Here is a 26,294-nt window from a genome sequence, read left to right as displayed (position 1 = left end):
GCAGACGGCGAGCGAGGCGACGACGACCCAGGCGCGGTAGTTGGGCAGGAACATGAAGCCGAGGTTCTGGCCGCCGCGCAGGGCTTCGGGCATCTGGTAGGGCAGGCCGGAGGAGCCGTACTGGTTGCGGAACAGGCCCTGGATGATCAGCGCCAGGCCGAAGGTCAGCAGCAGCCCGTAGAGATGGTCGACATGGGCGATGCGTTTGAGCAGCAGCCGCTCGATCGCCACGCCGGTCGCCCCCACCGCGATCGGCGCCAGGAGCAGCGCCGCCCAGTAGTTGATCCCGAGATAGTTCAGGCACATCCACGCCACGAAGGCGCCCATCATGTACTGCGCGCCATGCGAGAAGTTGATGATGTTCAGCAACCCGAAGATCACAGCCAGCCCAAGGCTCAGGATCGCGTAGAACGACCCGTTGATCAGACCCAGCAGAAGCTGGCCGAACAATGCCTGCGGGGGAACACCTAACAGTTCGAACATGGCTCGTCTTGTTCTGTCTCGGGACCGGCGGGGAGGACGCCCTGGCGGGCGCCGGTCAGGGAAGGTAGGGGGCGGACGCGCCTCGGCGTGCCCGCCCCCGGATCTGTCTGGCGTGCCGGCCCGTCAGGACCGGCGCCCCGTCACTTCTTGACGAGCGGGCACTCGCTCTCGGACAGCGGCTTGAAGGCCTGGTCCGGGCTCAGCACGGCGACCTGCTTGTAGTAGTCCCAGGCGCCCTTGGACTCGCCGGGCTTCTTGACCTCGAAGAGATACATGTCGTGCAGCTTGCGCCCGTCGGCGCGCACCGAGCCCTTGCCGAACACCGGATCCTCGGTCGGCATTTCCTTCATCTTGGCCATCACGACGGCGGCGTCCTTGCTCTTGGCCGCCTCGATCGCCTTCAGATAGTGCAGCATGCCGGAATAGACGCCGGCCTGGACCATGGAGGGCTTGCGGCCGCCGGCCGCCTTGGCGAAGCGCTCGGAGAAGGCGCGGGTCTGGTCGTTGTTGTCCCAGTAGAACGATTCCGTCAGCACCAGCCCCTGCGCGGCCTGCAGGCCGAGCGAGTGCACGTCGGTGATGAAGGTCAGAAGCCCCGCGAGCTTCTGCCCGCCCTGGGTGATGCCGAACTCGCCCGCCTGCTTGACCGAGTTGATCAGGTCGCCGCCGGCATTGGCGAGGCCGATGACCTTGGCCTTGGAGGCCTGGGCCTGCAGCAGGAAGGAGGAGTAGTCGGTGCCCGGGAACGGCGTGCGCACCGCGCCCAGCACCTTGCCGCCCGCCTTGGTGACGACGGCGGAGGTGTCGCGCTCCAGCGCATGGCCGAAGGCGTAGTCTGCGGTGAGGAAGAACCAGCTGTCGCCGCCGGCCCGCACCATGGCCGCGCCAGTGCCTTGGCCGAGTGCATAGGTGTCGTAGGTCCAATGGACCGTGTTCGGCGAGCAGGCCTTGCCGGAGAGATCGGAGGTGCCGGCGCCGGAATTGATGTGGATCTTGTTCTTTTCCTTGGTGATCTGGCTGACCGCCAGCGCCACCGAGGAGGTCGGCACGTCGAAGATCGCGTCGACCCCGTCCTGGTCGTACCACTGCCGCGCGATGGTCGAGCCGACATCGGGCTTGTTCTGGTGGTCGGCCGAGACGATGTCGACCTTGATGCCCTTCTCGGCCGCCTTGAAGTCCTCGACCGCCATGCGCGCGGCGATGACCGAGCCCTCGCCGGAAAGGTCGGCATAGACGCCGGAGCGGTCGTTCATCACGCCGACCTTGACGCTGAGCTGGGCCTGGGCGGCGCCCGCCATCAGCACGGCGAGCGCGGTGCCGAACAGAAATGCCTTGGTCTTCATGCGCTTCCTCCTCTTGTCGGCCTGCGCCGATCCGGTTTCAAACCCCGAGATATGCGTGGAGCTTGTCGATGTTTGCGTCGAGCTTTTGGTTTGGGATCATGTCGATGACCTTTCCCTGCTCGACGACGTAGTGCCTGTCCGCGACGGTCTGCGCGAAGCGGAAGTTCTGCTCGACCAGGATGATGGTGAAGCCCTTCTGCTTGAGCATGCGGATGGTGGCGCCGATCTGGTCGATGATGACGGGGGCGAGGCCTTCGGTCGGCTCGTCGAGCAGGAGGAGGTTGGCGCCGGTGCGCAGGATGCGGCCGATGGCGAGCATCTGCTGCTCGCCGCCGGAGAGCTTGGTGCCCTGGCTCTTCAGCCGCTCCTTCAGGTTGGGGAAGAGCTCGAAGATCTGCGCGACCGGCAGGCCGCCCGGCTTCACCTGCGGCGGCAGCATCAGGTTCTCCTCGACGGAGAGGCTGGCATAGATGCCGCGCTCTTCGGGCACGTAGCCGATGCCGAGCCGGGCGATGGCGCGCGAGGCGAGCGCGATGGTCTCGCACCCGTCGAAGACCACCGAGCCCTTGCGCTTGCCGAGCACACCCATGATCGACTTCAGCGTGGTGGTCTTGCCCGCGCCGTTGCGGCCGAGCAGCGTCACGACCTCGCCCTCGGCGACGTCGAGGTCGATGCCGTGCAGGACATGGCTCTCGCCATACCAGGCCTCGAGCCCGCGCACGGTGAGCAGCGGCTTGCCGGCGGGGGCGGGCGCGGCGAAGCCAGCCTGGGGCGACAGGGTCTCAGTGGCCATGGCCGACTCCCGAACCGATATAGGCCTCGACCACGCGCGGATCCTTCGAGACGGTGGCGTAGTCGCCCTCCGCCAGCACCTGGCCGCGCGCCAGCACGGTGATGCGGTCCGACAGCGAGGCGACGACCGAGAGATTGTGCTCGACCATCAGGATGGTGCGGTTCTGCGAGACGGTGCGGATCAGCGCCTCGATGCGCTCGATGTCCTCGCGGCCCATGCCGGCCATCGGCTCGTCGAGCAGCAGCATCTCGGGATCGAGCGCCAGGGTGGTGGCGATCTCCAGCGCGCGCTTGCGGCCGTAAGAGAGCTCGCCCGCGGTCAGCCCGGCGAAAGGCGTCAGCCCCACCGCCTCGACCAGCGCCAGCGCCTCGGCGTCGAGCCCGCGCAGCACGCTCTCCGAGCGCCAGAAATCGAAGGAATCGCCGCGCTTGCGCTGCAGCGCCACCCGGACATTGTCCTTCACCGTCAGCTGCGGGAACACCGCCGAGATCTGGAAGGAGCGCACCAGCCCGAGCCGCGCGATCTCCGCCGGCTTCTCCCGCGTGATGTCGCGGCCGTTATAGACGATCGTCCCGCGCGTCGGCGGCAGGAACTTCGTCAACAGGTTGAAGCACGTCGTCTTCCCCGCGCCGTTCGGACCGATCAGCGCATGAATGCTCCCGCGACGAACCTGAAGATCGACGCCGCTGACCGCCGTGAAACCCGCGAATTCTTTCGTCAGACCCGAGGTCGACAGGATGATGTCGTCGCTCAAACGCCTCTCTCCCCGAACGATTTTGTGCCTGACTAAGGCATTGTTGCCGGCAGTGATAGGAGGAGGAATGCCGCAACCGGGCATAAAATTATTTTATGCCCGGGTTGTGAATTGTCTATTTCGGAATATCTCGCGCCAGCCATATCTCTCTGAGGATGAAAAAGAACGCCGAAAACGTGGGCGCGATAAAAATCCTGCAGGGAGGGAAAGTAATGGCTCTCAATCGTCGCGAATTGCTGGGTGCCGGCGCAAGTCTAGCCGCCGCTTCGGCCTTGCCTCTGTCCAGCGCGCGCGCCGCCAACCCGGTCATCCGCATCGGTCTTCTGGCGGACTTCTCGGGCATCTACACCGATCTGATGGGCCCTGGTGGCGTCGCCGCCGCGCGGCAGGCCATCACCGACTTCCAGCCGGAGAAGAAGGGCTTCTCGGCCGAGGTCATCTTCGCCGACCACATGAACAAGGCGGATATCGGCGCCAGCATCGTACGGCGCTGGTTCGATTCGGACGGCGTCGACATGATGATCGCCGGCCCGAACTCGGCGGTCGGCCTGGCGACCTCCTTCATCGCCCGCGAGAAGGACAAGGTCTGCCTCGGCACCGCGGTGACCACCTCCGATTTCACCGGCAAGCAGTGCACGCCGAACTCGATCAACTGGACCTATGACGCCTACATGCTGTCGAAGGCGGTCGCGACCGAGACGGTGAAGACCGGCGGCAAGAAGTGGTACTTCCTCTCGACCGACAACGCCTTCGGCGCCTCGCTGCAGCAGGAGACCACGAATTTCGTGCAGCAGGCCGGCGGCACGGTCGTCGGCAGCGCCAAGTGCCCGATCGGCACCACGGATTTCTCGGCCTTCCTGCTCGCGGCGCAGTCCAGCGGCGCCAATGTGCTCGGGCTCGCCATCGGCGGCGACGATCTCAGCCGCTGCATGAACCAGGCGAACGAGTTCAATGTCGGCAGCACCATGTCGCTGGCGGCGCTGGTGATGTTCCTCAACGACATCCACGGCGCCGGTCTCAAGACCATGCAGAACCTGATGTTCACCAACAGCTTCTACTGGGACCTGAACGACCGCACCCGTGCCTTCACCAAGCGGCTTCTGCCGGCGATGAACGGCCATTATCCCGGCATGACCCATGCCGGCTGCTACGCGGTGACCCTGCACTATCTCAAGGCCGTGGCGGCGATGGGCGTCGAGGCCGCCAAGAAGAGCGGCGCGGCCGCGGTGGCGCAGATGAAGGCGATGCCGACCGACGACGACGCCTTCGGGCCGGGCTCGATCCGCGCCGACGGCCGCGCGGTGATCCCGGCCTATCTCCTCAAGGTCAAGAAGCCGGAGGAGAGCAAGGGTGCCTGGGACTACTGCGAGGTCGTCTCGACCATGAAGTCCGAGGACACGGTGAAGCCGCTGGCCGAGGTCGGCTGCCCCTTCGTCAAGAGCTGAGGCACGCGCCGCCCGCTCCCTTACGCGGGGGCGGGCTTTCTCCTGCCGCGAGCCCGGATTCCGGCTGCCGTCATCGCACCGCGGCGGCCGGTTGCAACAGCAGGTGCCCGCCGGCGACCGGCGATGGAGAGCGACAGGATCATGACCGCGGCAAACGAACCGAGCGGGGAAGGGTGGCAGCACGACGTCTTCCGCGTGCTGAAGGAGCATGGCGTCCGGCACGTCGTCTATGTTCCGGATGCGGGCCATTCGACCGCCATCCGGCTTTCCGAGGCCGATGACGAGATCCACGCCGTGGTGCTGACCACCGAGGAGGAGGGGATCGGCTATCTTGCCGGCGCCTGGCTCGGCGGCGAGCGCGGCGCGCTGCTGATGCAGTCGAGCGGCGTCGGCAACTGCCTGAACACGCTCGCGCTGCAGTGCTGCGCGCGCTTCCCGCTGCTGATGGTGGTGACGATGCGCGGCGACTGGGCCGAGTTCAATCCCTGGCAGAACCCGATGGGGCAGGCGACCGAGCGCGCCCTCCAGCTGATGAACGTGATGACCTGGCGCGCCGACGCGCCGCAGGACGTCGCGCCGCTGCTGCACGGTGCCGCCAGCATGGCCTTCAACGGCGATTCCGCCTGTGCCCTGCTGCTGGGCCAGCGCCTGATCGGAGAGAAGAAATGGGTCAAGTGACGGGCGGGACGCTCGGCCGGCGCGAGGTCGTCGCCAGGCTGCTGGAAGGCCGCAAGGACCTGCTGGTGGTGACCGGGCTCGGCTCGGCCTCCTATGACGTGATGGCGGCCGGCGACCACGACAACAACTATTATCTCTGGGCCGCCATGGGCAGCGCGGCGATGGTCGGCCTCGGCCTCGCCAAGGCGCGGCCCGAGCGCCCGGTCGTGGTCATCACCGGCGATGGCGAGATGCTGATGGGCTTCGGCGCCATCGCCACCATCGCCCTGCAGAAGCCGGCCAATCTGAGCATCGTCGTGCTCGACAACGGGCATTTCGGCGAGACCGGGATGCAGGTGAGCCATGCCGGGCGCGGCATCGACCTGCATGCGGTGGCGCAGACCTGCGGCTTCGGCTGGACGGCCGAGATCCGCGACATGGCGGGCGTCACGGCGCTGGCGCCCAGGCTCTCGGCGCGGGCCGGGCTGACCTTCGCGACGGTGAAGATCAAGCCGGAGAACCCGCCCCGCGCCCTGCCGCCGCGCGACGGCGCCTATATCAAGAACCGCTTCCGGGCGGCGCTCGGCCACGCCGCGATCTGATCGCGGCGTCCGCGGCGGTTCAACTCCGGGATAGGCGGCCCGGCCTGTGCGCTCGGCGTAGGGGCCGGTCCAGCCAGTCCCGCAGGGCGCGCGTCACGGCCTCCGGCTGCTCGATCGGCGTCATGTGGCCGCTGCCGGGCACCGCGACGAGGCTTGCCTGCGGTACCAGCGCCGCCATGGCAGCATGGTCGGCCAGCGGCGTGATCGCATCCTCCTCGCCGCAGAGGATCAGCACCGGGCAGGCGAGCGCGGCGAGCACGTCGCCGCCGTCCTTGCGCGGGATCCGGCTCTGGCGGACGAAGACTTCCGGCCCCAGCCGCTCGGTCATGTCGCGGATGCGCGCCACGATCGCCGCGTTCCCGAGATTGCCGGCGGCGAGGTAGCTGCGCAGCAGCTGGTTGCCGAAACCGTGGAAGCGGCCGGGCAGGGCGGCGAGGTCCTCGAGCTGGCGGCGCCCGCGGGCGCGCGCCGGGCTGTCGGGAACGATCGCGGTGTCGAGCAGGGCGAGCCGCTCGATCCGCTGTGGCGCCTGCCGCGCCATTTCCACCGCGACATAGCCGCCGAGGGAGAAGCCGGCGAGCGAGAAGCGCTCCGGCGCCGCCGCCAGCACGGCCTGCGCCAGGCTCTCGAGGTCGCCGCCGCCGGTGATGTCGGGCACGGTGCAGTCGGCCCGCTCGCCGAGGCCGGCGATCTGGTCGCGCCAGAGTTCGGCATCGTTGAGCTGGCCGGGGATCAGCAGGAGGGCTGGGCGCGTCACGCGGTGGCGCCGTCTTCGGCGGCGGTCAAAGCGCGGCGCAGGACGGCGCGCGCCCGGATCCGGACCGGCTCGTCGATCATGGCGCCGTCGATCGCCACCGCGCCGTCGCCGCCGGCGAGCACCTTGCGGGCCCAGGCGATCTCGGCCGCTTCCGGGGCGAAGCCGGCGCGGATCGCTTCGATCTGGCGCGGGTGGATGCAGAGCTTGGCGCCGAAGCCGAGCTCCTGCGCATGCCGGGCGTCGCCCTTGATGACCGCGGCGTCGTCGAGCGCGGTGGTGACGCCGTCGATCGGGGCGGCGAGACCGGCGAGGCGCGAGGCCAGCACGAGTTCGCTGCGCGCCGCCAGCAGCGCCTCGCGCGTATGGGCGCAGCCGAGATCAGCGCAGAAATCGATGCTGCCGAAGGCGAGGCGGACGACGTTGCCCGTCGCCGCGATACGGCGCGCCTCGGCGAGGCCGCGTGCGCTCTCGATCAGCGCCACGACCGGCAGGGACGCGGCGGCGCAGAGCGCGGCGAAGCCCTCGCCGCCCTCCGCCTTCGGGACGATCACGCCGGCGAAGCCATGGCCGGAAAGCGCCGCCATGTCGTCCGCGTGCCAAAGCGTGCCGATGCCGTTGATGCGCACCAGCACCGGCAGCGCGGTGAAATCGGCGCGCAGGGCACCGCGCGCCATCTCCTTGGCGCCGGGCGCCACCGCATCCTCCAGATCGAGGATGACAGCGTCGGCGCCGGAGGCCGCGGCCTTGGCGAAGCGGTCCGGCCGGTCGCCCGGCACGAACAGGGGAACGAGGCAGTCTGCCGCCGTGCTCATGTCCATTCAGTCTCCGCGCGCGTGCAGGACGGCTCGTCCTGGCCGGCGGTCCGGCGTATCGGGCGCGGCCGGCGCCATCAAAACGACCGCGGCAGGCCGAGCACGTGCTCGGCGACATAGGAGAGGATCAGGTTGGTCGAGATCGGCGCGACCTGGTAGAGCCGCGTCTCGCGGAACTTGCGCTCGACATCGTATTCGCAGGCGAAGCCGAAGCCGCCATGGAACTGGATGCAGGCATTCGCCGCCTCCCAGCTCGCCTTGGCCGCGAGGTATTTCGCCATGTTCGCCTGGGCGCCGCAGGGCAGGCCTGCATCGTAGAGCCGGCAGGCCTCGTAGCGCATCAGGTTGGCCGCCTCGACCTCGATATGGCTCTCGGTGATCGGGAACTGAACGCCCTGGTTCTGGCCGATCGGCCGGCCGAAGACCACGCGCTCCCTGGCGTAGGCGCTGACCTTGTCGATGAACCAGTAGCCGTCGCCGATGCATTCTGCGGCGATCAGGGTGCGCTCGGCGTTGAGCCCGGTCAGGATGTACTTGAAGCCCTGGCCCTCCTCGCCGATCAGGTTCTCGGCGGGGATCTCGAGATCGTCGAAGAACAGCTCGTTGGTCTCGTGGTTGACCATGTTGAGGATCGGGCGGACCGTCATCCCCTTGGCCTGCGCCTCGTGCAGGTCGACGAGGAAGATCGAGAGCCCTTCCGACTTCTTCTTCACCTGGTCGAGCGGGGTGGTGCGCGCCAGCAGGATCATCAGGTCGGAGTGCTGGATGCGGCTGATCCAGACCTTCTGGCCGTTGACGACGTAGCGGTCGCCCTTCTTCATCGCCGTGGTCTTGATCTTGGTGGTATCGGTGCCGGTCGTCGGCTCGGTGACGCCCATGGACTGCAGGCGCAGCTCGCCGGCCGCGATCTTCGGCAGGTATTTCCGGCGCTGCTCCTCCGAGCCGTGCCGGACGAGGGTGTTCATATTGTACATCTGGCCGTGGCAGGCGCCGGAATTGCCGCCCGCCCGGTTGATCTCCTCCATGATCACCGAGGCTTCCGTCAGGCCGAGGCCCGACCCGCCATACTGTTCGGGGATCAGCGCGGCCATCCAGCCGGCCCTGGTCAGCGCCTCGACGAAGGCCTCGGGATAGCCGCGCGCCTCGTCGATCTTCCGATGATACTCTGCGGGAAACCCGGCGCAGAGCGCGCGCACCGCGTCGCGGATGTCCTGATATCGATCGGGTTCGCTCTGCATCGTCTCACCGCAAACAGGAGGAAGGGGCTACGTGGCCGCCCGGGCGCGGCCGCTACTGGCCGCCGAAATAGCCGCGGAGCGCGCTGGCTTTGGGCAGAGCCGCCAGGCGCGCGGCCAGCACCCCGGCCTCGGCATTCATCACCGGCCCAGCCAGCGCCTCGAACTTCGCGGCGCGTGCCTTTGCATCGGGGAACGTCTCGGGCTCGCCGGAGGGATCGGCCACGTGCAGCCTGTGGGTCTCGCCGCCGGCCTCGATCTCCAGCACGGCGCCGAAGGGATGGGCGAGCCCTTCCAGCGCCGGCTCGTGGCGGACCGCGACGCGATCGGCGAGGTCGTCGGCGGCCTTGGTGCCGAGCAGGTCGTAATCGTCCCAGCCGAAGCGGCCGCGCAGCAGCGCGACGGCGGCGGCGAAGGGCATGGAGAATTGGCCTTGGACGATGCTCCGCGCCCGGCGCTTGTCGTCGAGCGGGGCGCCGACCAGCGCGATGCCGTTGCGGTGCAGGCCGATGGTGATCCGCTCGATCTGGTCGAGCGGCCAGCCATGCGCGGCCTGCAGCGCCAGCAGCCCGTCGACGGCGGCATGGGTGTAGCGACAGGCGGGGTAGGGCTTCATGCCGATCTTCAGCGTCTCCCAGACCGTGCCGAGCTCGGCGACGGCGCGCTCGGGCCGGGCGCCGTCGCTGTAGCCGGCGAGAAACCCGTGCTTGCCGTCGATCGCGTCGCTGGCGCCGACGAAGCCCTCGGCGGCGAGGCTCGCCGCGATCAACCCCTTCATCGCCGCCTCGCCGACCTGGTAGCGCTTGTTCCAGGCGCCGTTCTCCAGGAATTGCAGCGAGCCCGAGGCCTGGCTGGCGGCGACGCCGAAGGCCGATTCCATCTGCCGCGCGTCGAGGCCGAGCAGGCGCCCCGCCGCCGCAACGGCACCGAAGACGCCGGCGGTCGCGGTGGGATGGAAGCCGCGGGCGTAATGGGCGGTCGGGTCGAGCGCGTTGCCGAGACGGCAGCAGACCTCGAAGCCGATGACGACCGCGGCGAGAAAGTCCGCGCCCCCGGCATCGACCAGCTCGGCTGCGGCCAGCGCCGCCGGCAGCACGGGCGCGCTCGGATGCAGGGAGCTGTCGGCGTGGGTGTCGTCGAAATCGAGCGAATGGCCGAGCGTGCCGTTCAGCAGCGCCGCCGCGGCCGGGCCGTAGCGCCGGTTGAGGCCAAAGACGGTGCAGGGGCCCTCGCCGGCCATGCCCATGCGCTGGAGCATGGCGAGCAGCGCGGGCGTCGACTCCGCTTCCTCGGCGGCGCGGACGATCGAGCCGACGAGATCGCTGGCGAGGGCGAGCGCGCGCTGCGGCACCGCGGGAGGCAGCGCTCCGGTCGGCGTATCGGCGGCGAAGGCCGCGAGGACGCGGGTGACGGACATTGCGAGGCTCTTCCTGTTCGATCCGGCCGCTGCGGCGCGCGCGTGGCGCGGGCGGTCAGCGGATGATGAAGGGGTTGGCGGTCGAGAGCTCGGTGGCGATCCAAACCGACTTGGTCTGGAGGAATTCGTGGATCGCCTCCTGCCCGCTCTCGCGGCCGAGCCCGCTGCGCTTGTAGCCGCCGAAGGGCGAGGTGAAGCTGACGGCGCGATAGGTGTTGACCCAGACCGTGCCGGCCTGAAGCCCTGCCGACATGCGCAGCGCGCGGCCCATGTCGCGGGTCCACACGCCGGCCGCCAGGCCGAAATCGCAGTCGTTGGCGATGGCCAGCGCCTCCTCCTCGGTCTCGAAGGTCAGCACCGAGAGCACCGGGCCGAAGACCTCCTCGCGCGCGATCCGCATCTGCGGGGTCACGTCGACGAAGATCGCCGGCTCGACGAACTGGCCTGCATCGCCGCCTTCGACCCGGATCGGCGCGCCGCCGAAGACGCAGCGCGCGCCTTCCGAGCGGGCGATGTCGACATAAGACAGCACCTTCTCGTACTGCGCCGGCGTGGTGACCGGGCCGACATGGGTCTCCAGGTCCATCGGGTCGCCGATCCGGGCGCTGCGGGCGACCTCGATCAGGCGGGCGACGAAATCCTCGGCGATGTCGCGCTGCACCAGCAGGCGCGAGCCGGCGATGCAGGTCTGGCCCGTCGCGGCGAAGATGCCGGAGACGACGCCCATCAGCGCCGCCTCTCTGTCGGCGTCGGAGAACACGATGTTGGGCGACTTGCCGCCGAGCTCCAGCGAGACCGGCTTGATGTCGCGCGCCGCCGCCTCGTAGATCTTCTGTCCGGCGAGATCGGAGCCGGTGAACGCCACCTTGGCGATGTCGCGATGGCGCACCAGCGCCGCCCCGGCCTCGGCGCCGAGCCCGGTGACGACGTTGATGACGCCGGCGGGAATGCCGGCCGCCATGACGAGGCGGGCGAACTCGACCGTCGAAGCCGAGGTGAATTCCGACGGCTTGACCACCACCGTGTTGCCGGCGGCCAGCGCCGGGGCCAGCTTCCAGGCCAGCAGCAGCAGCGGCGAGTTCCAGGGCGTGATCATCGCCACGACGCCGAGCGGCTCATGGCGGGTGAAGTTGAAGATGCCGGCCTTGTCGCTGGGGATGACGCGGCCCTCGACCTTGTCGGCCAGTCCGCCGAAATAGCGGTACCATTCGGCCAGGTATTTCGTCTGTGCGTGCATCTCGGCGAGCAGCTTGCCGTTGTCGCGCACCTCGATCTCGGCGAGGAACTCGGCCTTCTCCTCGATCAGCTCGGCGAGGCGCACCAGCAGCTTGCCGCGGGCGGTGGGGCGGAGCGCGGCCCAGGGGCCGAAGGCGCGCCTGGCGGAGGCGACCGCGAGATCGACATCGGCTGCATCGCTGCGCGCGATCTGCGCCCAGCTCTCGCCGGAGAACGGGTCGGAGGTCGACAGGAGCTGCCCCACGACGGCCGGCCTGTCGGCGCCGTCGATGAAATTGCCGTAGATGCGGCCGCGATGGCGGTCTCGACGCTGTGCCGGTGTCATGGGCCTGTGCTCCCGGATGTGCCTTGCAGGCGACGGCATCGGGACGAAGGCGCGCCGGCGGGCGCGGCCGCTCCCGGTGATCATGCGGCGGGGAGGGGGCGGGCACCCACCCGCCCCCGCCGATGGCTGCGGACCTATTTCGGCCGGTGGCGCGAATTGTGCGACAGGCGCGGCGCCTCGACGCCGGTGACGTCGCAATGGGCGTCGAGCATGCCGGAGAAGTCCTTGCCGCCGAAGCCGCGGGCGCGGGCGCTGGAGAAGGCCTCGCGGGCGGCTGCGGCCATCGGCATTGGCACCTTGGCGGCGTTGGCCGATTCCATCACCAGCGTCAGGTCCTTGTGGGCCAGGTCGATGGTGAAGCCCGGCGCGACGTCGCCGACCAGCGACTTGGTCGGCCAGGCGATCTTGAGCTGGCCGTTGATCGCGGTGGTGCCGTAGAGAACGTCCAGCGTGCTGTCGAGATCGAGCCCGAAGCGCTGCGCCAGCGTCAGCGCCTCGGCGTTCATCTGGCAGGAGGCGACGGCGAGGAAGTTGTTGACGATCTTGGTGCGCGTGCCGGCGCCGCGCGGGCCGCAATGATAGATCGTGGTGCCCATCGCCTCGAGCATCGGCTTGACGCGCTCGAAATCGGCGCTGTCGCCGCCGACCATGAACAGCGACTGGCCGGCATCGGCATGCGAGGCGAGGCGCCCGACCGGCGCGTCGACGAAGGCGACGCCCTTCTCGGTGCAGAGCGCAGCGACCGCGTCGGTCGCGTTGGGATCGACCGTGCTCATGTCCATCACCAGCGAGCCCTTGCGGGCGGTGGAGAGGATGCCGCCCGGGCCGGCGATAATCTGCGTGACGATCGCCGAGTTCGGCAGCATGGTGATGATCACGTCGCTGCGGGCGGCGACGTCGGCGGTGTCCTTGCCGCGCTCGGCGCCGAGCGCCACCAGCGCCTCGACGGCCTCGTCGTTGACGTCGTGCACGATGAGCGCGAAGCCCTTGCGCCGCAGGTTCGAGGCCATCGGGCGCCCCATGCGCCCGAGACCGATGAAGCCGATCGTGTCCATGTTTCCTCCAGCAGTTTTTGTGTCGTTCTTAGCGTCGACGCGGGTCAGAGCGACTGCGCGTAGGATGTCTTGACGATCGTATAGAACTCGGCGGCGGAGCGCCCCTGCTCGCGCGGGCCATAGCTCGAGCCCTTCCGGCCGCCGAACGGCACGTGATAGTCGAGGCCGGCGGTCGGCAGGTTGACCATGGTCAGGCCCGACTCGGCATTGGCCTGGAAGTGCTGCGCCAGCTTCTGCGAGCGCGTGACGATGCCGGCGGAGAGCCCGAAGCTGGTATCGTTGGCGGTGGCGAGCGCCTCGTCATAGTCCCTGACGCGGATCACCGAGGCGACAGGCCCGAACACCTCCTCGCGGTTGATGCGCATGTCGTTGTGCGTCTCGGTGAAGAGCGTCGGCGAGAGATAGAAGCCGGGAGTCTCGCGGTTGAGGCGCTGGCCGCGCACCACGGCCCTGCCGCCCTCGTTCTCGCCGATCTCGATATAGGCGAAGTCCTGGTCGAGCTGCTTTCCGTCGACCACGGGGCCGACCTGCGTGCCCTGCTTCAGCGCGTGGTCGATCACCAGCTTGTCGAGTCGCGCCGCGACGCCCTTCACGAAGCGGTCATGGATGCCGTCATGGACGATCAGGCGGCTGGATGCGGTGCAGCGCTGGCCGGTCTGGAAGAAGGAGCCGTCGACGGCGCAGTTCACCGCCACGTCGAGATCGGCGTCGTCCATCACGATCAGCGGGTTCTTGCCGCCCATCTCGGCCTGGACGCGGATCATGCGCTTGGCCGCGCCGGCGACGATGCCGGTCCCGGTCGGGACCGAGCCGGTGAAGCTGACCGCGTCGACCGTCTCGACGATCGCCTGGCCGACGACCGAGCCGCGGCCCATGACGAGGTTGAACACGCCGGCCGGCACGCCGGCGCGCGCCACGATGTCGGTCAGTGCCCAGGCGCTGGCGGGGGTGAGATCGGCCGGCTTCAGCACCACGGTGTTGCCATAGGCCAGGGCCGGCGCGATCTTCCAGGCGGGAATGGCCATCGGGAAGTTCCACGGCGTGATCAGGCCGACGACGCCGACCGGCTCGCGCCGGATGCTGATGTCGATGCCGGGCCGGACCGAGGGCAGGAACTCGCCGCCGAAGCGCACGACCTCGCCGGCGAAGAAGCGGAAGACCTGTGCGGCGCGGCCGACCTCGCCGATGCCCTCGGCGCGAGTCTTGCCTTCCTCGCGCGACAGCAGCTCGCCCAGTTCCTCGCGCCGGGCGATCAGCTCCTCGGCGACGCGGAAGAGGATGTCGGCGCGGGTCTGCTCGCTCTGGCGCGCCCAGCCCTTCAGCGCCTGGCGGGCGGCGGCGACGGCATCCTCGACATCGGCGCGGGTGCCGGCGGCGTATTCGCCGATGACGTCGTTCGTGTCCGAGGGGTTGACGTTGGTGGAGGCCTGCGCGCCGGTGCGCCACTCGCCCGCGATGAAATTCCCATACACGCCCATCGTCCGTTCCCTCTCCAAGGCCACCCGCCGTTCCGGCAGTTTGCTCATGTCTAGGCAACGTGCCGGCATAGCAGGAGTAGAAAACCGGCATGTGATGTATAGCGGGTCGGCATAGCGGCCGCGTGCTGCGGGCGCAGGGCTCAGCTTGGGAAGGTGCGCCACTCGCCGCTGTCGACGAGTGAGCGGATCTCGTCCAGCACCATGCCGTGCACCGCCGCGGTGGCGCGGGTGTCGGTGCGGTTGGACGGCAGGGCCATCACCAGATGGCGTGCGATGCGCGGCTTCACCAGCCTCGAGATGCGGTAGAGCCCTTCCTCCTGCTCGCGGTAGAAGGCGGAGAGTGGTAGAACGGTGTGGCCGAGGCCCTCCGCGACCAGTTCCTTCAGCACTCGGAAGGAATCGGCCTCGTACTTCACCTCGAGCGTGATGCCGGCCTTGGCGGCGGCGGTCTCCACCACCATGCGCAGCCCGTGCGGGCGGCTCGGCAGCACGAGGCTGAGCCCGCCGAGCGCGCTGACCGGCACTTCGGCGGCGTCGGGCGAGCCGTCGGCCGGGCTGACCAGCACCAGCTCCTCGAACATCACGTCTGCGACGCGCAAATGCAGGTCCGAGGCCGGGCCGTAGAGCAGGGCGATATCGACCTGGCCGCGATGCAGCCAGTCGATCAGATGGCCGGCATAGCCCTCGACGATGCGCAGCGAGACCTGCGGCAGTTCGCGCGCCACGCGGGCGGCGATGCGGCCGGCGACGACATAGCTGACCGAGGGAATGAAGCCGAGGATGACCTGTCCTGTCGGCACGGTCGCCAGCGAGCGGACATCCTCCACCGCGTTGTCGAGCTGCTTCACAAGACCCGAAACCCGCGCCAGCAGGGCGCTGCCGTGCTCGGTGAGCTGCATTCCGCGGCCGGAGCGGATGAACAGCGCGAAGCCGACATCGTCCTCCAGCAGCTTGATCTGCCGCGACAGCGCCGGCTGGGCCAGGCGCAGCCGGTCGGAGGCGCGGCTGAGCGAACCGCTCTCCGCGACCAGGATGAAGGTGCGAAGCTGCTTGAGGTCCATGCGTTCGAGACAATTTATAGGAGCTATCGGCTTTTTATAATTTTTATATCGCTGCGGCAACGCGATTGTCCGGCGGACTCGATGGAGACGAAGCGATGAATGCGCCCGCCAAGCATGCGGATGGAGACGGCGGCCAGGCGGAAGGGCCCGGCTGGCCGGAGGAGATCCACGCGGTCCTGAAGGAGGCGAAGGTCGCGCAGGCGCCTTACGTGCCCGATGGCGGCCATGCCCGGCTGATCGAGCTGCTGCATGCCGATCCGGAGATCCGCGCCATCAGCCTGACGACCGAGGAGGAGGGCATCCCGCTCGCCGCCGGCGCCTGGCTCGGCGGCGAGCGTTCGGTGATGCTGATGCAGTCCAGCGGGGTCGGCAACTGCATCAACATGCTGTCGCTGCTTAAATCCGGCCGCTTTCCCTTCCTGACGCTGGTGACGATGCGCGGCGAGTGGGGCGAGTTCAATCCCTGGCAGGTGCCGATGGGTTCGAAGGTGCAGCAATCCTTCGAGATGATGGACGTGACCGTGATGCGCGCCGACCAGGCGGGCGATGTCGCCGAGACGGTGCGCGCCGCCGCCCGCATGGCGTTCGAGGGCGGCACGCCAGTTGCCGTGCTGCTGTCGCAGCGCCTGATCGGCGCCAAGGTCTTCGTGAAGTGAGGTCGGTGATGACTGCGAATGCTCTTCTCGACCGGCGCGATGTCGTGGCGCGCCTCGTGCGCGAGCGCGCCGGACTGATCGCGATCTCCTCGCTCGGCTCCGCCACCTACGATCTCGCCGCGGCCGGCGATCATCCCCGCAACTTCTATCTCTGGGGCGCCATGGGCGGTGCGGCCGATATCGGGCTCGGCCTGGCGCTGGCGCAGCCGGAGGTGCCGGTGATGGTGCTGACCGGCGACGGCGAGACGCTGATGGGCATGGGCGCCTTCGCCACCATCGCGCTGCAGGCGCCGCGCAATCTCTCGGTGGTGATCCTCGACAACGGGCTCTACGGCGAGACCGGTTCCCAGACCAGCCACACCGCCGCCGGGACCGACCTCGCCGCCGTCGCCGCCGCCTGCGGCATCCGCGAGACGCTCAAGGCATCGACGCAGGCGGAGGTCGACGCGATCGCGACGCGCATCAACCGCGTCGGCGAAGGACCCTTCGTCGCGACGATCGCCATCGCCGGCGGCGAGAAGACGCGCTGCCTGCCCTCGCGCGACGGCGCCTGGCTGAAAGCGAGGTTGCGCCGAGAACTCGGCCTCGAGACGATGTGATAAGGGAGAGCGCCGCGGGCCGGATCCTGCGGCGCTGTCATCGCAATGCGGGATGGCGCCGCGGATCCAGGTGCCGCGTCGCCTTGGCAGCAGTCCCTCGCGGCGCATGCGCAGAAAGCGCGGCGTTTCGGAGATCCAGCCGGGGCTCCGAAACGCCATGGTTCGGCGGGACAGCGGAGGCGCGTGCCCCGACCGCTCCGCCGGGCCACAGGCCGCCTACGGTGTCGGCAGGCGCGACAGGGTTCCCGCGCGCGCCTGCTCGATCATTTCCTTCGCCTCGTCCGCCAGCAGCAGGCGGGCTGCGACGAGTTCGGACGCTGCGGCGGTGACCGCCTCGACATAGCTCGTCTCGGAGGGGTAGCGCTCCTCGATCGAGAGGCGAGGGTCGCCGGCTGCCAGCCGCTCGGCCCTGGTGCGGGCGAAGGGGATGGCGGTGCCGATCTGGGCGCAGAGCTCCAGCCTGTCGGGGCGGAGATTCCAGCCGGTATAGGTCGCCCGTGCCGCAGCCACGGCGGGAAGGCGGATGCCGCCCAGCGCGTTGCCGTCATTGTCCACCCGCGCCATGAAGAGCGGGTAGTGCCCGAGGATCTCCGCCTTGGCGTCCTTGTAGGCGATCCGGTCGGCCGGCACGTGCTGGCCGCTATAGTCGAGGCCGGGGATCGCGGGATAGAGCGCGGCGGGCTTCGCCAGCGTCGCGGAGGCATGGCTCGGGAAGCGGCTCGCCGGCGGCGTCACGCCGTCGCTGACCCACCGATCGAGCGCGACCAGCAGGGCGCGGACGGCCGGCGCCGCGCTGATCGGGCTCGTCTTCATGGTGCAGGCCGCGTTCTGCCCCGACGGGGCGCGCGGATCGGCGAAGTGCGGCGCGCCGGAGATCATGTAGGCGCGGACATCGTCGGGCAGATCGAGATGGTTGCCCGCCGGATCGGTGACCAGCAGGCTGCCGCGCGAGGCCCAGAGCTCGTATTCGGAGTCGACCTGCATCACCTTCGGGCAGGTGTTGTTGAGGCGGCAGCGCAGCATCAGGCCGTCGCGCCGGCCGCTCGCCGGGTCCGTCGTGGTCGCGTAGGTGAAGGGGAACTGGTCGAGCGGGTAGCCGCGATCTTCGCCCGGGCCGGGATTGCGGCCCGGCTGGGCGAAGCGGACATTGGTGAAGGAGCGCCGCGCGCCCGGAATCTCCGCCATCATGCCGTCGAAGACAATCCGGCCCCGCTCGTCCTCGTTGAAGCCGAGATAGAGGAAATCGCGCAGGACGCGGCCGGATTGCGAGATGCCGAAGCCGATCGCGCGCGACACGCCCGGGCGTCCGTCGACGGCGAGCGGATTGGCCTCCGATACGTCGCGGCGCAGGAAGCTCGCCACGTCGCGCAGCGCGGCGAAGCCCAGCCCCATCACGGTGGGGTCGCGCGCGGTGTAGACCAGCTCGTAGATTCCGCGCGGACCGTAGCCGCGGGCCGGCCGGGTGATCTCGATCGTCTGGTCGTCGACGAGCCGCACGGCCATGTCGTCCGGCGTCTCGCGGGTGGCTTCCGGCCGGGCGCGCACGCTCAGCTTCAGGCTGGCGGGGTCGGCCACGGGATAGGCGAGCCGCTGGCGGATCGGCCCGGTGCCGTCCGCGACCACCCATTCGTCGCGCGACGGACCGGTCAGCCCCGGCAGGGTCGGCACGCGAATGCCCAGTCCCTGCGCCGGCGTGACGTCCGCCTGCCAGCCGACCCAGACGACGGTGTAGCCTTGCGACAGCAGGAAGCCGCGGCCGGCGTCGCCGGCTTTCTCGAGCCGCGCGCTTTCCGGCGCGCCGGTCTCCTCGAGCAGGGTGTTGATCAGCCGGCGGCCGCGATTGGGCAGCTCCAGCACCATCGTGCCGTTGGGCTTGGCCGGGCGCAGGATCGTGACCTCGGCGACGGCCTCGACCTTGCCGTCGCCATTGCGCGGCGCCTTGTCGAGATCGACGATGATCGCGTTGCGCGGATCGGCCGGGTCGACCGCGATGGTGGCGCGGGCGGAGATCTTCTCGGCCGTGCCGCGCGCGCCGAAGACGCGTCCCTCGAGAGCGGGCATCTCGCGCGCGAGGATCTCGAACTGCTTGACGTCCGCCTGTGCTGCCCCGCCGGCGACGGCGGTCAGCCCGCCCGCGAGCGCGGCGGCGAGAAAGGGTCTGAAAGCCGGCATATGTCCCCCCCGATCGCCACGCATCCTGTGCCTTCTCACGGCGCGATCGTCCGATCGCGTCGCGGAGCCGCGTGACGGTCCCGCCTGTCTAGCGCATCGCCCGAGCGAGAGGAACGAACGGCGCCGGGACGCGGGTCGGCCGGCAGCGCTTGCCTTTGGCGGCGCCTGCCTTGGCCGAGCTTGACTTGGCTGAGCTTGACTTGGCCGAGCCGGCATATCCAATCTAGGCCGCTGCCTGGGCCGAGGCGGAAACAGAGATGGAAAGCATCCAGAAGCAGGAGTGGGAACGCTTTCGAGCCTTGGGGAGCGTACCCCCGAGCATCCGCGAGATCGTGCTCAGATCCTGGCTCAGGTCGCAGGAGAGGACCGGCGTGCACGCGCTCGCCCGCGCGCCGACCATCGCGCAGGACGCGCTCCACGACGTCCGCACCCGCAATCTGCGCCTGCGACGGGCGGCGCGCGCGGCGGTTCAACGCGCCGGCTACCTGCTCGAAGACGCCGGCGCGATGCTGCTGCTCTGCAACCGCAGCGGCGTCGTCATGGAGGCCACCGGCGATCCGCGCATTCTCTCGCGCGGCGAGGAAAACCATCTCTACCCGGGCGGATGCTGGGAGGAAGCCGGGATCGGCACCAACGCCATCGGCACCGCGCTGCATGTGGCGAAGCCCGTCAGCATCAGCGGCGTCGAGCATTTCTGCGAGGCGATCCAGCGCTGGTCCTGCGCGGCCGCGCCGATCCACGACCCCGCGAGCGGCTATCTCCTTGGCGCGATCGACATTTCCGGCCCCTGCGACGAGCGCTTCCAGCAGGCTTCGGCGCTATCGGTGGCCCTGGCGCTGCAGATCGAGGAGGCGCTGCACAGCGTCAACCTGCAGGAGCACAAGGCGCTGATCGACCGCCTCCTGCGCCGGCGCACGGTCCTGGGCGGCGACGAGGCCATCGTTCTCGATCGCTACGGCCACGAGGTCTGGTCGACCGCGCCCCATGACGGGGCCGGCGACCCCGGCGAGAACGCCATGCGGCCGTTCGGCGAGCTGGGGATCGAGAGCGACGGCGATGCCCAGCATCTCGCGGCCCGCGTCCAAGAGATGCTGCCGGAGGCCGATGTCGACCTGGTGTCCGAGCAGGGCGACGCCATCGGCCTGATCATCACGCTCGCCTCCGAGCGCTCGCGGCGCTCCGGCGGCTCTTCCCCCGCCGAGGATCTCTCATCAGTGGTTCAACCGGGCTCGGCGCTGAGGGAGGTCTACGACCTCGCGAAGAGGCTGGTCGCCAACCGGGTGCCGCTGCTGATCAAGGGCGCGGCGGGCAGCGGCAAGGAAACGCTGGCGCGGGCGTTGCACGAAAATGGTCCGTTGGCCGCGCTGCCGTTCGAGGTCGTGGATTGCAGCCTGCTCACCCCGGAAAGGTTGCGCAGCGGGTTGGGCCGGGATGCCGGTTTCGACCATCTCGCCCAGACCGGCGGAACGCTCGTTCTGGACGAGCCGGTCGAGACGCCGCGCGCGGTCCAGCCGCTTCTCTCCCAGGCGCTGGCGCAGCTCTCGCGCGAGGAGGGGCCGCCGCTGCAGCTCATCACCCTGTCCTCGACCCCGCTGTCGGACCTGATGGCCACGAACGCGCTGCGGCCCGATCTCTATTTCCGGCTGGCCGGCGCGATGGTTCGCCTGCCGGCCCTCGCGGAATGCCGGGACGATCTCGCCGGGCTGGTGCGTCATTTCACCGAGCGTCAGGCGGAGCGGCGCCAGGGTAAGGCCTTGCGGTTCACGCCGGCGGCGATGCAGCGGCTGCAGAGCCATCACTGGCCGGGAAATCTGCGTGAGCTGCGGAACCTGATCGAGACGCTGTCGGTGACCTCGCTGAGCGGCCTGATCGACGTGCCGGACCTGCCGCCGGCCTTGCGCGGCGCGGGGGCTCCGCGCGAGGAGACGTTGCGCGATCGCGAGCGGACGGAGATCCTCAACGCCGTCGCGGCGACCGGCGGCAACATGACCGAGACGGCGCGCCGCCTCGGCATCTCGCGCTCGACGCTCTACCTCAAGCTCGAGCAGTACGGGCTCCAGCGCGGCCGCAGGCAGTAGCCACTCTCACCGGCCGGTCCGGTTTTCGCAGCGCATCATAGCGTCTGCAAACCGTCCGGGCCGATAGTCCGAAAACCGGACAACACGGCCCGGCCGCCGCGCGCATCCTGTCCCCACGCCACGTTGATGGCGGCCAGGGAGGGATGACATCGTGCTATTGGACAAGCGAACCGATCGCCGCGTTCAGGTGCTGGGCATCGACGCGGGCGGCACCATGACCGACACGTTCTTCGTCGACAGCGAGGGCGACTTCGTCGTCGGCAAGGCGCAATCGACCCCGCAGAACGAAGCGCTCGGCCTGATCGAGTCGTCGCGCGAAGGCCTCGGGCACTGGGGCCTGACGCTGGGCGAGGCGCTGGGCGAAATCCAGACCGGGGTCTATTCGGGCACCGCGATGCTGAACCGCGTCGTGCAGCGCAAGGGGCTGCGCTGCGGCCTGATCGTCAATGCCGGCATGGAGGACTTCCATCGCATGGGCCGGGCGATCCAGGCCTATCTCGGCTTCGCCTATGAGGACCGGATCCACCTCAACACCCACTATTACGACGAGCCGCTGGTTCCGCGTCAGCTGACGCGGGGCGTGATGGAGCGGATCGACATGTCCGGCACGGTGGTGATCCCGCTGCGCGAGGACACCGCCCGCGCCGCGGCGCGCGAGCTGATCGCCAGCGATGTCGAGGGCATCGTGATCTCGCTGCTGCATTCCTATCGCAACCCTGCGCATGAGCGCCGGGTGCGCGACATCGTCCAGGAGGAGATCGCCAAGGCTGGCAAGACCATCCCGGTCTTCGCCTCGACGGACTATTACCCCGTCCGCAAGGAAACCCATCGCACCAATACGACGATCCTCGAGGCCTATGCGGCCGAGCCCTCGCGGCAGACGCTGCAGAAGATCACCTCGGCCTTCAAGGACAACGGCTCCAAGTTCGACTTCCGGGTGATGGCGACGCATGGCGGCACGATCTCCTGGAAGGCGAAGGAGCTGGCGCGCACCATCGTCTCCGGCCCGATCGGCGGGGTGATCGGCGCGAAATATCTCGGCGAGGTGCTGGGCTACGCCAACATCGCCTGCTCCGACATCGGCGGCACCTCGTTCGACGTGGCGCTGATCACGCAGAACGAGCTGACGATCCGCAACGACCCCGACATGGCGCGGCTGGTCCTCTCGCTGCCGCTGGTCGCGATGGACTCGGTGGGGGCGGGCGCCGGCAGTTTCATCCGGCTCGATCCCTACACCAAGGCGATCAAGCTCGGCCCGGATTCCGCCGGCTACCGCGTCGGCGTCTGCTGGGAGGCCTCGGGGATCGAGACGGTGACGGTGTCCGACTGCCACGTCATCCTCGGCTACCTGAACCCGGACAACTTCCTCGGCGGCCAGGTCAAGCTCGACCGCCAGCGCGCCTGGAACGCGATGAAGGAGCAGGTCGCCGATCCGCTCGGCCTGTCGGTCGAGGATGCCGCCGCCGGCGTGATCGAGCTGCTCGACAGCGACCTGCGCGATTATCTGCGCTCGATGATCTCGGGTAAGGGCTACAGTCCGAGCAGCTTCGTCTGCTTCAGCTATGGCGGCGCTGGCCCGGTCCACACCTATGGCTACACCGAGGGGCTGGGCTTCGAGGACGTGATCGTGCCGGCCTGGGCCGCCGGCTTCTCGGCCTTCGGCTGCGCGGCGGCGGATTTCGAGTACCGCTACGACAAGTCGCTCGATATCAACATCGCGACCGACGCCTCGGACGACCTCAAGGTCAACCAGGCGCGGATGCTGCAAGCCGCCTGGGAGGAACTCGAGGAGCGGGTGCTCGAGGAGTTCGAGATCAACGGCTATGCGGCCGACAGGGTCAAGCTCCAGCCGGGCTTCCGCATGCAGTATCGCGGCCAGCTCAACGATCTGGAGATCGAAAGCCCGATCATGGAGGCCCATTCGGCCGAGGATTGGGACAAGCTGGTCGTCGCCTTCAACGACACCTATGGCCGGGTCTACGCCGCCTCGGCGCGCTCGCCCGAGCTCGGTTACTCGGTCACCGGCGCCATCATGCGCGGCACGGTGCCGATCCCCAAGCCGAAGATCCCCAAGGAGCGCGAGGTCGGCCCGATCCCGCCGGACTCCGCCAAGCTGGGGACACGCAAGTTCTACCGGCACAAGAAATGGGTCGATGCCCAGCTCTACCGGATGGAATCGCTCCAGCCCGGCAACCGCATCACCGGCCCCGCCGTCATCGAATCCGACGCCACGACCTTCGTCGTCCCGGACGGCTTCGAGACCTGGCTCGACGGGCACCGCCTCTTCCACCTCAAGGAAGTGTGACAGATCAGGGAGGACGAGACCATGAACATCCACGCATCGGTCAAGACCCGCGGCATCGTGCGCGGCGGCGAGACCCTGAAGCAGCACCGCGACCGCCTGATGGAGGCGACGAAGCGGACCAAGCACTATGCCGGCCTCGAGCGGATGGAGCTGCGCGACAGCGATCCGATCAAGTACAACAAGCTGTTCTCGCGCCTGCGGGCCGGCGTCGTCGATGCCCGCGAGACCGCCAAGAAGATCGCGGCGAGCCCGATCGTCGAGCAGGAGGGCGAACTCTGCTTCACCCTCTACAATGCGGCGGGCGATTCCATCCTGACCTCGACCGGCATCATCATCCATGTCGGCACGATGGGCGCGGCGATCAAGTATATGATCGAGAACGGCTGGGAGGAGAATCCGACCATCCGCGACAAGGACATCTTCTGCAACAACGACTCGCTGATCGGCAACGTCCACCCCTGCGACATCCATACGATCGTGCCGATCTTCCACCAGGGAGAGCTGATCGGCTGGGTCGGTGGCGTGACGCATGTCATCGATACCGGCTCGGTCGGCCCCGGCTCGATGTCGACCGGGCAGGTGCAGCGCTTCGGCGACGGCTATTCGATCACCTGCCGCAAGATCGGCGAGAACGACACGCTCTATCGCGACTGGCTGCACGAGAGCCAGCGCATGGTGCGCACCACGCGCTACTGGATGCTGGACGAGCGTACCCGCGTCGCCGGCTGCCACATGATCCGCAAGCTGGTCGAGGAGGTGATCGCCGACGAGGGCATCGAGGCCTACTGGAAGTTCGCCTACGAGTCGGTGGAGCACGGCAGGGTCGGGCTCCAGGCCCGCATCAAGGCGATGACCATTCCGGGCAAGTACCGGCAGGTCGGCTTCGTGGACGTGCCCTATGCCCATGACGATGTGCGCGTGCCGTCCGACTTCGCCAAGGTCGACACGATCATGCACACGCCGTCGGAGATCACCATCCGCGGCGACGGCACCTGGCGGCTCGACTTCGAGGGCGCGTCGCGCTGGGGCTGGCACACCTACAACGCCCATCAGGTCAGCTTCACCTCGGGCATCTGGGTGATGATGACGCAGAGCCTGATCCCGACCGAGATGATCAATGACGGCGCGGCCTACGGGACGGAGTTCCGCCTGCCCAAGGGCACCTGGATGAACCCGGACGACCGGCGGGTGGCCTTCAGCTACTCCTGGCACTTCCTGGTCTCGTCCTGGACGGCGCTGTGGCGCGGCCTCTCCCGCAGCTATTTCGGCCGCGGCTATCTCGAGGAGGTCAATGCCGGCAACGCCAACACCTCGAACTGGCTCCAGGGCGGCGGCTTCAACCAGTATGACGAGATCCACGCCGTCAACTCGTTCGAATGCGCGGCCAACGGCGTCGGCGCCACGGCCCATATGGACGGGATCAGCCATGCCGCCGCGGTGTGGAACCCGGAAGGCGACATGGGCGACATGGAGATCTGGGAGCTGGCCGAGCCGCTCGTCTATCTCGGCCGCCAGATCAAGGCCTCCTCGGGCGGCGCCGGCAAGTATCGCGGCGGCTGCGGCTTCGAGAGCCTGCGCATGGTCTGGAACGCCAAGGACTGGACGATGTTCTTCATGGGCAACGGCCATATCAGCTCCGACTGGGGGCTGATGGGCGGCTATCCGGCGGCGTCCGGCTACCGCTTCGAGGCCCACGACACCCGCCTCAAGGAGATCATCGCCAATGGCGGCGCCATTCCTCATGGCGGCGACACGGACCCGCAGAGCCCGGTGTATGACGGCCTCCTGCCCGATGCGCGCATCAAGCGCGACAAGCAGGCCATCACCACCGAGGCGATGTTCAAGGACTACGACCTGTACCTGAACTACATGCGGGGCGGGCCGGGCTTCGGCGATCCGCTCGACCGCGAGCCGCAGAAGGTGGCCGACGACGTGAACGGCGGCTATCTCCTGCTGCGCTTCGCCGAGAGCGTCTACGGCGTCGTGCTCGCCGATGCCGGCGACGGCATGAAGGGCGTCGATGTCGCCGCGACCGAGGCGAAGCGCAAGGCGATCCGCAAGGCTCGCCTTGCGGAATCGGTGCCGACCGCGGAGTGGATGGCCGAGGAGCGCGCGCGCATCCTGGCCAAGGATGCCGGCCTGCAGGTGCAGCAGATGTTCGCCGCCTCCTTCAAGCTCGGGCCGCGCTTCGAGCAGCAGTTCCGCAGCTTCTGGACGCTTCCCGAGGACTGGAAGCTAATGGAGGCCGACCTGCCTATCCCCTCCTACGGACGGGAATACTCCATGGACATCTCGGAGCTGCCGGACGTCCGGACGGTCCAGTTCGTCGAAGAGTGAGACGCCTCGCCCGCGCCGCTTCAGGCGCGGGCCCATCCAGGCCAATCCAAGGGAGGACCTCATGGCCTATACCAAAGCCAAGATCAAAGACCTGGTGGACGGCAAGATCGACCGCGACACGCTGCACACCATGCTCTCGACGCCGAAGGACAAGGAGCGCTTCCAGATCTATCTGGAGATCCTGCAGGAGGAGGTCGCCTGGGACGATCCGATCATCCTGCCGCTCGGTCCCAAGCTGTTCATCGTGCAGCGCAAGGCCGACAAGAAGTGGATGATCCGCTCCAAGGCCGGGCATGACTTTTGCGAGTGGGACCAGAACTGGAAGCTCCATGCCCGCATCCGGGTGCGCAACACCGCGGCGCAGATGGAGGAACTCTATCCCCGCCTGATGGCGCCCTCGCCGGAATGGCAGGTGATCCGGGAGTATTTCTGCCCGCTCTCCGGCGACCTGCTCGACGTCGAGGCGCCGACGCCCTGGTATCCGGTGATCCATGATTTCGAGCCGGATATCGAGACCTTCTACAAGGACTGGCTCGGGCTGAAGGTTCCGGAACGGGCCTGAGCGGGCATGGCGAGCGCCGCGGCGCGATGCCGGCGGCGGGATAGCGGGCGTGGGGGGCGCAAACACACACCCCCCCCCCCAAAAGACACACACAAAAAAAAAACCCCCCAAGAACCGTGGGAACAACCCACA

22 protein-coding genes are annotated in these 26,294 nt (G+C 68.6%); 9 read left to right on the top strand and 13 right to left on the bottom strand.

The features are described from left to right. From ABE438_RS20115 to ABE438_RS20100, 4 genes are all read right to left on the bottom strand, one after another. The coding region (locus tag ABE438_RS20115) for a branched-chain amino acid ABC transporter permease (protein WP_346504460.1) at window positions 1-483 on the bottom strand (483 nt) is incomplete at its 3' end. Window positions 484-623: 140 nt separating this feature from the next. After that, window positions 624-1,826, bottom strand: coding sequence for an ABC transporter substrate-binding protein (locus ABE438_RS20110; protein ID WP_346504459.1), 1,203 nt, complete (start codon window positions 1,824-1,826; stop codon window positions 624-626). A gap of 37 nt (window positions 1,827-1,863) precedes the next feature. Beyond that, window positions 1,864-2,619 carry an ABC transporter ATP-binding protein gene (locus ABE438_RS20105; protein WP_346504458.1) on the bottom strand — a complete coding sequence of 252 codons (756 nt, stop codon included), beginning with the start codon at window positions 2,617-2,619 and terminating at the stop codon, window positions 1,864-1,866. Then, window positions 2,609-3,457 (bottom strand): ABC transporter ATP-binding protein, encoded by an 849-nt coding sequence (locus ABE438_RS20100; protein WP_465248649.1) that lies wholly within the window; start codon window positions 3,455-3,457, stop codon window positions 2,609-2,611. Before ABE438_RS20100 ends, ABE438_RS20105 begins: the two co-directional genes overlap by 11 nt. A gap of 128 nt (window positions 3,458-3,585) precedes the next feature. Here ABE438_RS20100 and ABE438_RS20095 point away from each other — a divergent pair, with 128 nt between their 5' ends. The 3 genes from ABE438_RS20095 (at window position 3,586) to ABE438_RS20085 (ending at window position 6,077) form a co-directional block, all read left to right on the top strand. Beyond that, window positions 3,586-4,818: an ABC transporter substrate-binding protein gene (locus tag ABE438_RS20095; protein WP_346504456.1), complete on the top strand. Its 1,233-nt coding sequence runs from the start codon at window positions 3,586-3,588 to the stop codon at window positions 4,816-4,818. Between the two features lie 141 nt (window positions 4,819-4,959). Next, entirely contained in the window at window positions 4,960-5,496 is a 537-nt protein-coding gene (locus ABE438_RS20090; protein WP_346504455.1) for a thiamine pyrophosphate-binding protein, read from the top strand. Continuing rightward, entirely contained in the window at window positions 5,484-6,077 is a 594-nt protein-coding gene (locus tag ABE438_RS20085; protein WP_346504454.1) for a thiamine pyrophosphate-dependent enzyme, read from the top strand. Before ABE438_RS20090 ends, ABE438_RS20085 begins: the two co-directional genes overlap by 13 nt. Before the next feature lie 19 nt (window positions 6,078-6,096). On the opposite strand, the gene ABE438_RS20080 is transcribed toward ABE438_RS20085, so the two are convergent. From ABE438_RS20080 to ABE438_RS20045, 8 genes are all read right to left on the bottom strand, one after another. Then, window positions 6,097-6,834, bottom strand: coding sequence for an alpha/beta fold hydrolase (locus tag ABE438_RS20080; protein ID WP_346504453.1), 738 nt, complete (start codon window positions 6,832-6,834; stop codon window positions 6,097-6,099). Continuing rightward, on the bottom strand, window positions 6,831-7,646 hold the full coding sequence (locus ABE438_RS20075; RefSeq protein ID WP_346504452.1) for an HpcH/HpaI aldolase/citrate lyase family protein: 816 nt from the start codon (window positions 7,644-7,646) through the stop codon (window positions 6,831-6,833). Before ABE438_RS20075 ends, ABE438_RS20080 begins: the two co-directional genes overlap by 4 nt. A gap of 77 nt (window positions 7,647-7,723) precedes the next feature. Beyond that, window positions 7,724-8,884, bottom strand: a complete 1,161-nt coding sequence (locus tag ABE438_RS20070; protein ID WP_346504451.1) for an acyl-CoA dehydrogenase family protein — start codon at window positions 8,882-8,884, stop codon at window positions 7,724-7,726. A gap of 52 nt (window positions 8,885-8,936) precedes the next feature. Further along, window positions 8,937-10,298, bottom strand: a complete 1,362-nt coding sequence (locus ABE438_RS20065) for an MmgE/PrpD family protein (RefSeq protein WP_346504450.1) — start codon at window positions 10,296-10,298, stop codon at window positions 8,937-8,939. 55 nt (window positions 10,299-10,353) lie between these two features. Then, window positions 10,354-11,859 carry an aldehyde dehydrogenase gene (locus ABE438_RS20060; RefSeq protein WP_346504449.1) on the bottom strand — a complete coding sequence of 502 codons (1,506 nt, stop codon included), beginning with the start codon at window positions 11,857-11,859 and terminating at the stop codon, window positions 10,354-10,356. Window positions 11,860-11,993: 134 nt separating this feature from the next. Next, window positions 11,994-12,962 carry an NAD(P)-dependent oxidoreductase gene (locus ABE438_RS20055; protein ID WP_346504461.1) on the bottom strand — a complete coding sequence of 323 codons (969 nt, stop codon included), beginning with the start codon at window positions 12,960-12,962 and terminating at the stop codon, window positions 11,994-11,996. Continuing rightward, window positions 12,959-14,392: an aldehyde dehydrogenase family protein gene (locus ABE438_RS20050; RefSeq protein ID WP_346504448.1), complete on the bottom strand. Its 1,434-nt coding sequence runs from the start codon at window positions 14,390-14,392 to the stop codon at window positions 12,959-12,961. The genes ABE438_RS20055 and ABE438_RS20050 overlap by 4 nt, the downstream gene beginning before the upstream one ends. Before the next feature lie 140 nt (window positions 14,393-14,532). Then, the gene (locus ABE438_RS20045) at window positions 14,533-15,453 is read right to left on the bottom strand and encodes a LysR substrate-binding domain-containing protein (RefSeq protein WP_346504447.1); all 921 of its coding nucleotides are present in this window, start codon (window positions 15,451-15,453) and stop codon (window positions 14,533-14,535) included. Window positions 15,454-15,548: 95 nt separating this feature from the next. Between ABE438_RS20045 and ABE438_RS20040 the strand changes: the two genes are divergently transcribed. Next, entirely contained in the window at window positions 15,549-16,109 is a 561-nt protein-coding gene (locus tag ABE438_RS20040) for a phosphonopyruvate decarboxylase (RefSeq protein ID WP_346504446.1), read from the top strand. 8 nt (window positions 16,110-16,117) lie between these two features. Next, window positions 16,118-16,708, top strand: a complete 591-nt coding sequence (locus ABE438_RS20035; RefSeq protein WP_346504445.1) for a thiamine pyrophosphate-dependent enzyme — start codon at window positions 16,118-16,120, stop codon at window positions 16,706-16,708. A gap of 216 nt (window positions 16,709-16,924) precedes the next feature. Here ABE438_RS20035 and ABE438_RS20030 read toward each other — a convergent pair whose 3' ends face one another. Continuing rightward, window positions 16,925-18,880: an alpha/beta hydrolase domain-containing protein gene (locus tag ABE438_RS20030; protein ID WP_346504444.1), complete on the bottom strand. Its 1,956-nt coding sequence runs from the start codon at window positions 18,878-18,880 to the stop codon at window positions 16,925-16,927. Between the two features lie 371 nt (window positions 18,881-19,251). On the opposite strand from ABE438_RS20030, the gene ABE438_RS20025 reads away from it, so the two are divergent. The 4 genes from ABE438_RS20025 to ABE438_RS20010 all read left to right on the top strand — a co-directional run bounded on the left by ABE438_RS20025 (window position 19,252) and on the right by ABE438_RS20010 (window position 26,162). Continuing rightward, complete coding sequence (locus ABE438_RS20025) at window positions 19,252-20,958, top strand: sigma-54-dependent Fis family transcriptional regulator (RefSeq protein WP_346504443.1); 1,707 nt, start codon at window positions 19,252-19,254, stop codon at window positions 20,956-20,958. Between the two features lie 151 nt (window positions 20,959-21,109). Beyond that, the gene (locus ABE438_RS20020; protein WP_346504442.1) at window positions 21,110-23,263 is read left to right on the top strand and encodes a hydantoinase/oxoprolinase family protein; all 2,154 of its coding nucleotides are present in this window, start codon (window positions 21,110-21,112) and stop codon (window positions 23,261-23,263) included. Between the two features lie 21 nt (window positions 23,264-23,284). Then, window positions 23,285-25,600, top strand: a complete 2,316-nt coding sequence (locus ABE438_RS20015; RefSeq protein WP_346504441.1) for a hydantoinase B/oxoprolinase family protein — start codon at window positions 23,285-23,287, stop codon at window positions 25,598-25,600. 61 nt (window positions 25,601-25,661) lie between these two features. Beyond that, window positions 25,662-26,162, top strand: coding sequence for an acetone carboxylase subunit gamma (locus ABE438_RS20010; protein WP_346504440.1), 501 nt, complete (start codon window positions 25,662-25,664; stop codon window positions 26,160-26,162). The last annotated feature ends 132 nt before the right edge of the window (window positions 26,163-26,294 follow it).

The organism is Allobosea sp. TWI1241, assembly GCF_039673065.1.
Taxonomy (GTDB): domain Bacteria; phylum Pseudomonadota; class Alphaproteobacteria; order Rhizobiales; family Beijerinckiaceae; genus Allobosea.
The sequence above is the reverse complement of the archived record's forward strand: the minus strand, read 5'-3'. Positions and strand labels throughout refer to the sequence as shown.

Bases quoted from the DNA above. Each gene is read 5' to 3' on its own strand.
- ABE438_RS20035 (WP_346504445.1), top strand. From the start codon at position 16,118: ATGACTGCGAATGCTCTTCTCGACCGGCGCGATGTCGTGGCGCGCCTC.
- ABE438_RS20050 (WP_346504448.1), bottom strand. From the start codon at position 14,392: ATGGGCGTGTATGGGAATTTCATCGCGGGCGAGTGGCGCACCGGCGCG.
- ABE438_RS20105 (WP_346504458.1), bottom strand. From the start codon at position 2,619: ATGGCCACTGAGACCCTGTCGCCCCAGGCTGGCTTCGCCGCGCCCGCC.
- ABE438_RS20075 (WP_346504452.1), bottom strand. From the start codon at position 7,646: ATGAGCACGGCGGCAGACTGCCTCGTTCCCCTGTTCGTGCCGGGCGAC.
- ABE438_RS20045 (WP_346504447.1), bottom strand. From the start codon at position 15,453: ATGGACCTCAAGCAGCTTCGCACCTTCATCCTGGTCGCGGAGAGCGGT.
- ABE438_RS20010 (WP_346504440.1), top strand. From the start codon at position 25,662: ATGGCCTATACCAAAGCCAAGATCAAAGACCTGGTGGACGGCAAGATC.
- ABE438_RS20065 (WP_346504450.1), bottom strand. From the start codon at position 10,298: ATGTCCGTCACCCGCGTCCTCGCGGCCTTCGCCGCCGATACGCCGACC.
- ABE438_RS20030 (WP_346504444.1), bottom strand. From the start codon at position 18,880: ATGCCGGCTTTCAGACCCTTTCTCGCCGCCGCGCTCGCGGGCGGGCTG.
- ABE438_RS20090 (WP_346504455.1), top strand. From the start codon at position 4,960: ATGACCGCGGCAAACGAACCGAGCGGGGAAGGGTGGCAGCACGACGTC.
- ABE438_RS20100 (WP_465248649.1), bottom strand. From the start codon at position 3,457: ATGCCCGGTTGCGGCATTCCTCCTCCTATCACTGCCGGCAACAATGCC.
- ABE438_RS20060 (WP_346504449.1), bottom strand. From the start codon at position 11,859: ATGACACCGGCACAGCGTCGAGACCGCCATCGCGGCCGCATCTACGGC.
- ABE438_RS20040 (WP_346504446.1), top strand. From the start codon at position 15,549: ATGAATGCGCCCGCCAAGCATGCGGATGGAGACGGCGGCCAGGCGGAA.
- ABE438_RS20070 (WP_346504451.1), bottom strand. From the start codon at position 8,884: ATGCAGAGCGAACCCGATCGATATCAGGACATCCGCGACGCGGTGCGC.
- ABE438_RS20085 (WP_346504454.1), top strand. From the start codon at position 5,484: ATGGGTCAAGTGACGGGCGGGACGCTCGGCCGGCGCGAGGTCGTCGCC.
- ABE438_RS20095 (WP_346504456.1), top strand. From the start codon at position 3,586: ATGGCTCTCAATCGTCGCGAATTGCTGGGTGCCGGCGCAAGTCTAGCC.
- ABE438_RS20110 (WP_346504459.1), bottom strand. From the start codon at position 1,826: ATGAAGACCAAGGCATTTCTGTTCGGCACCGCGCTCGCCGTGCTGATG.
- ABE438_RS20015 (WP_346504441.1), top strand. From the start codon at position 23,285: ATGAACATCCACGCATCGGTCAAGACCCGCGGCATCGTGCGCGGCGGC.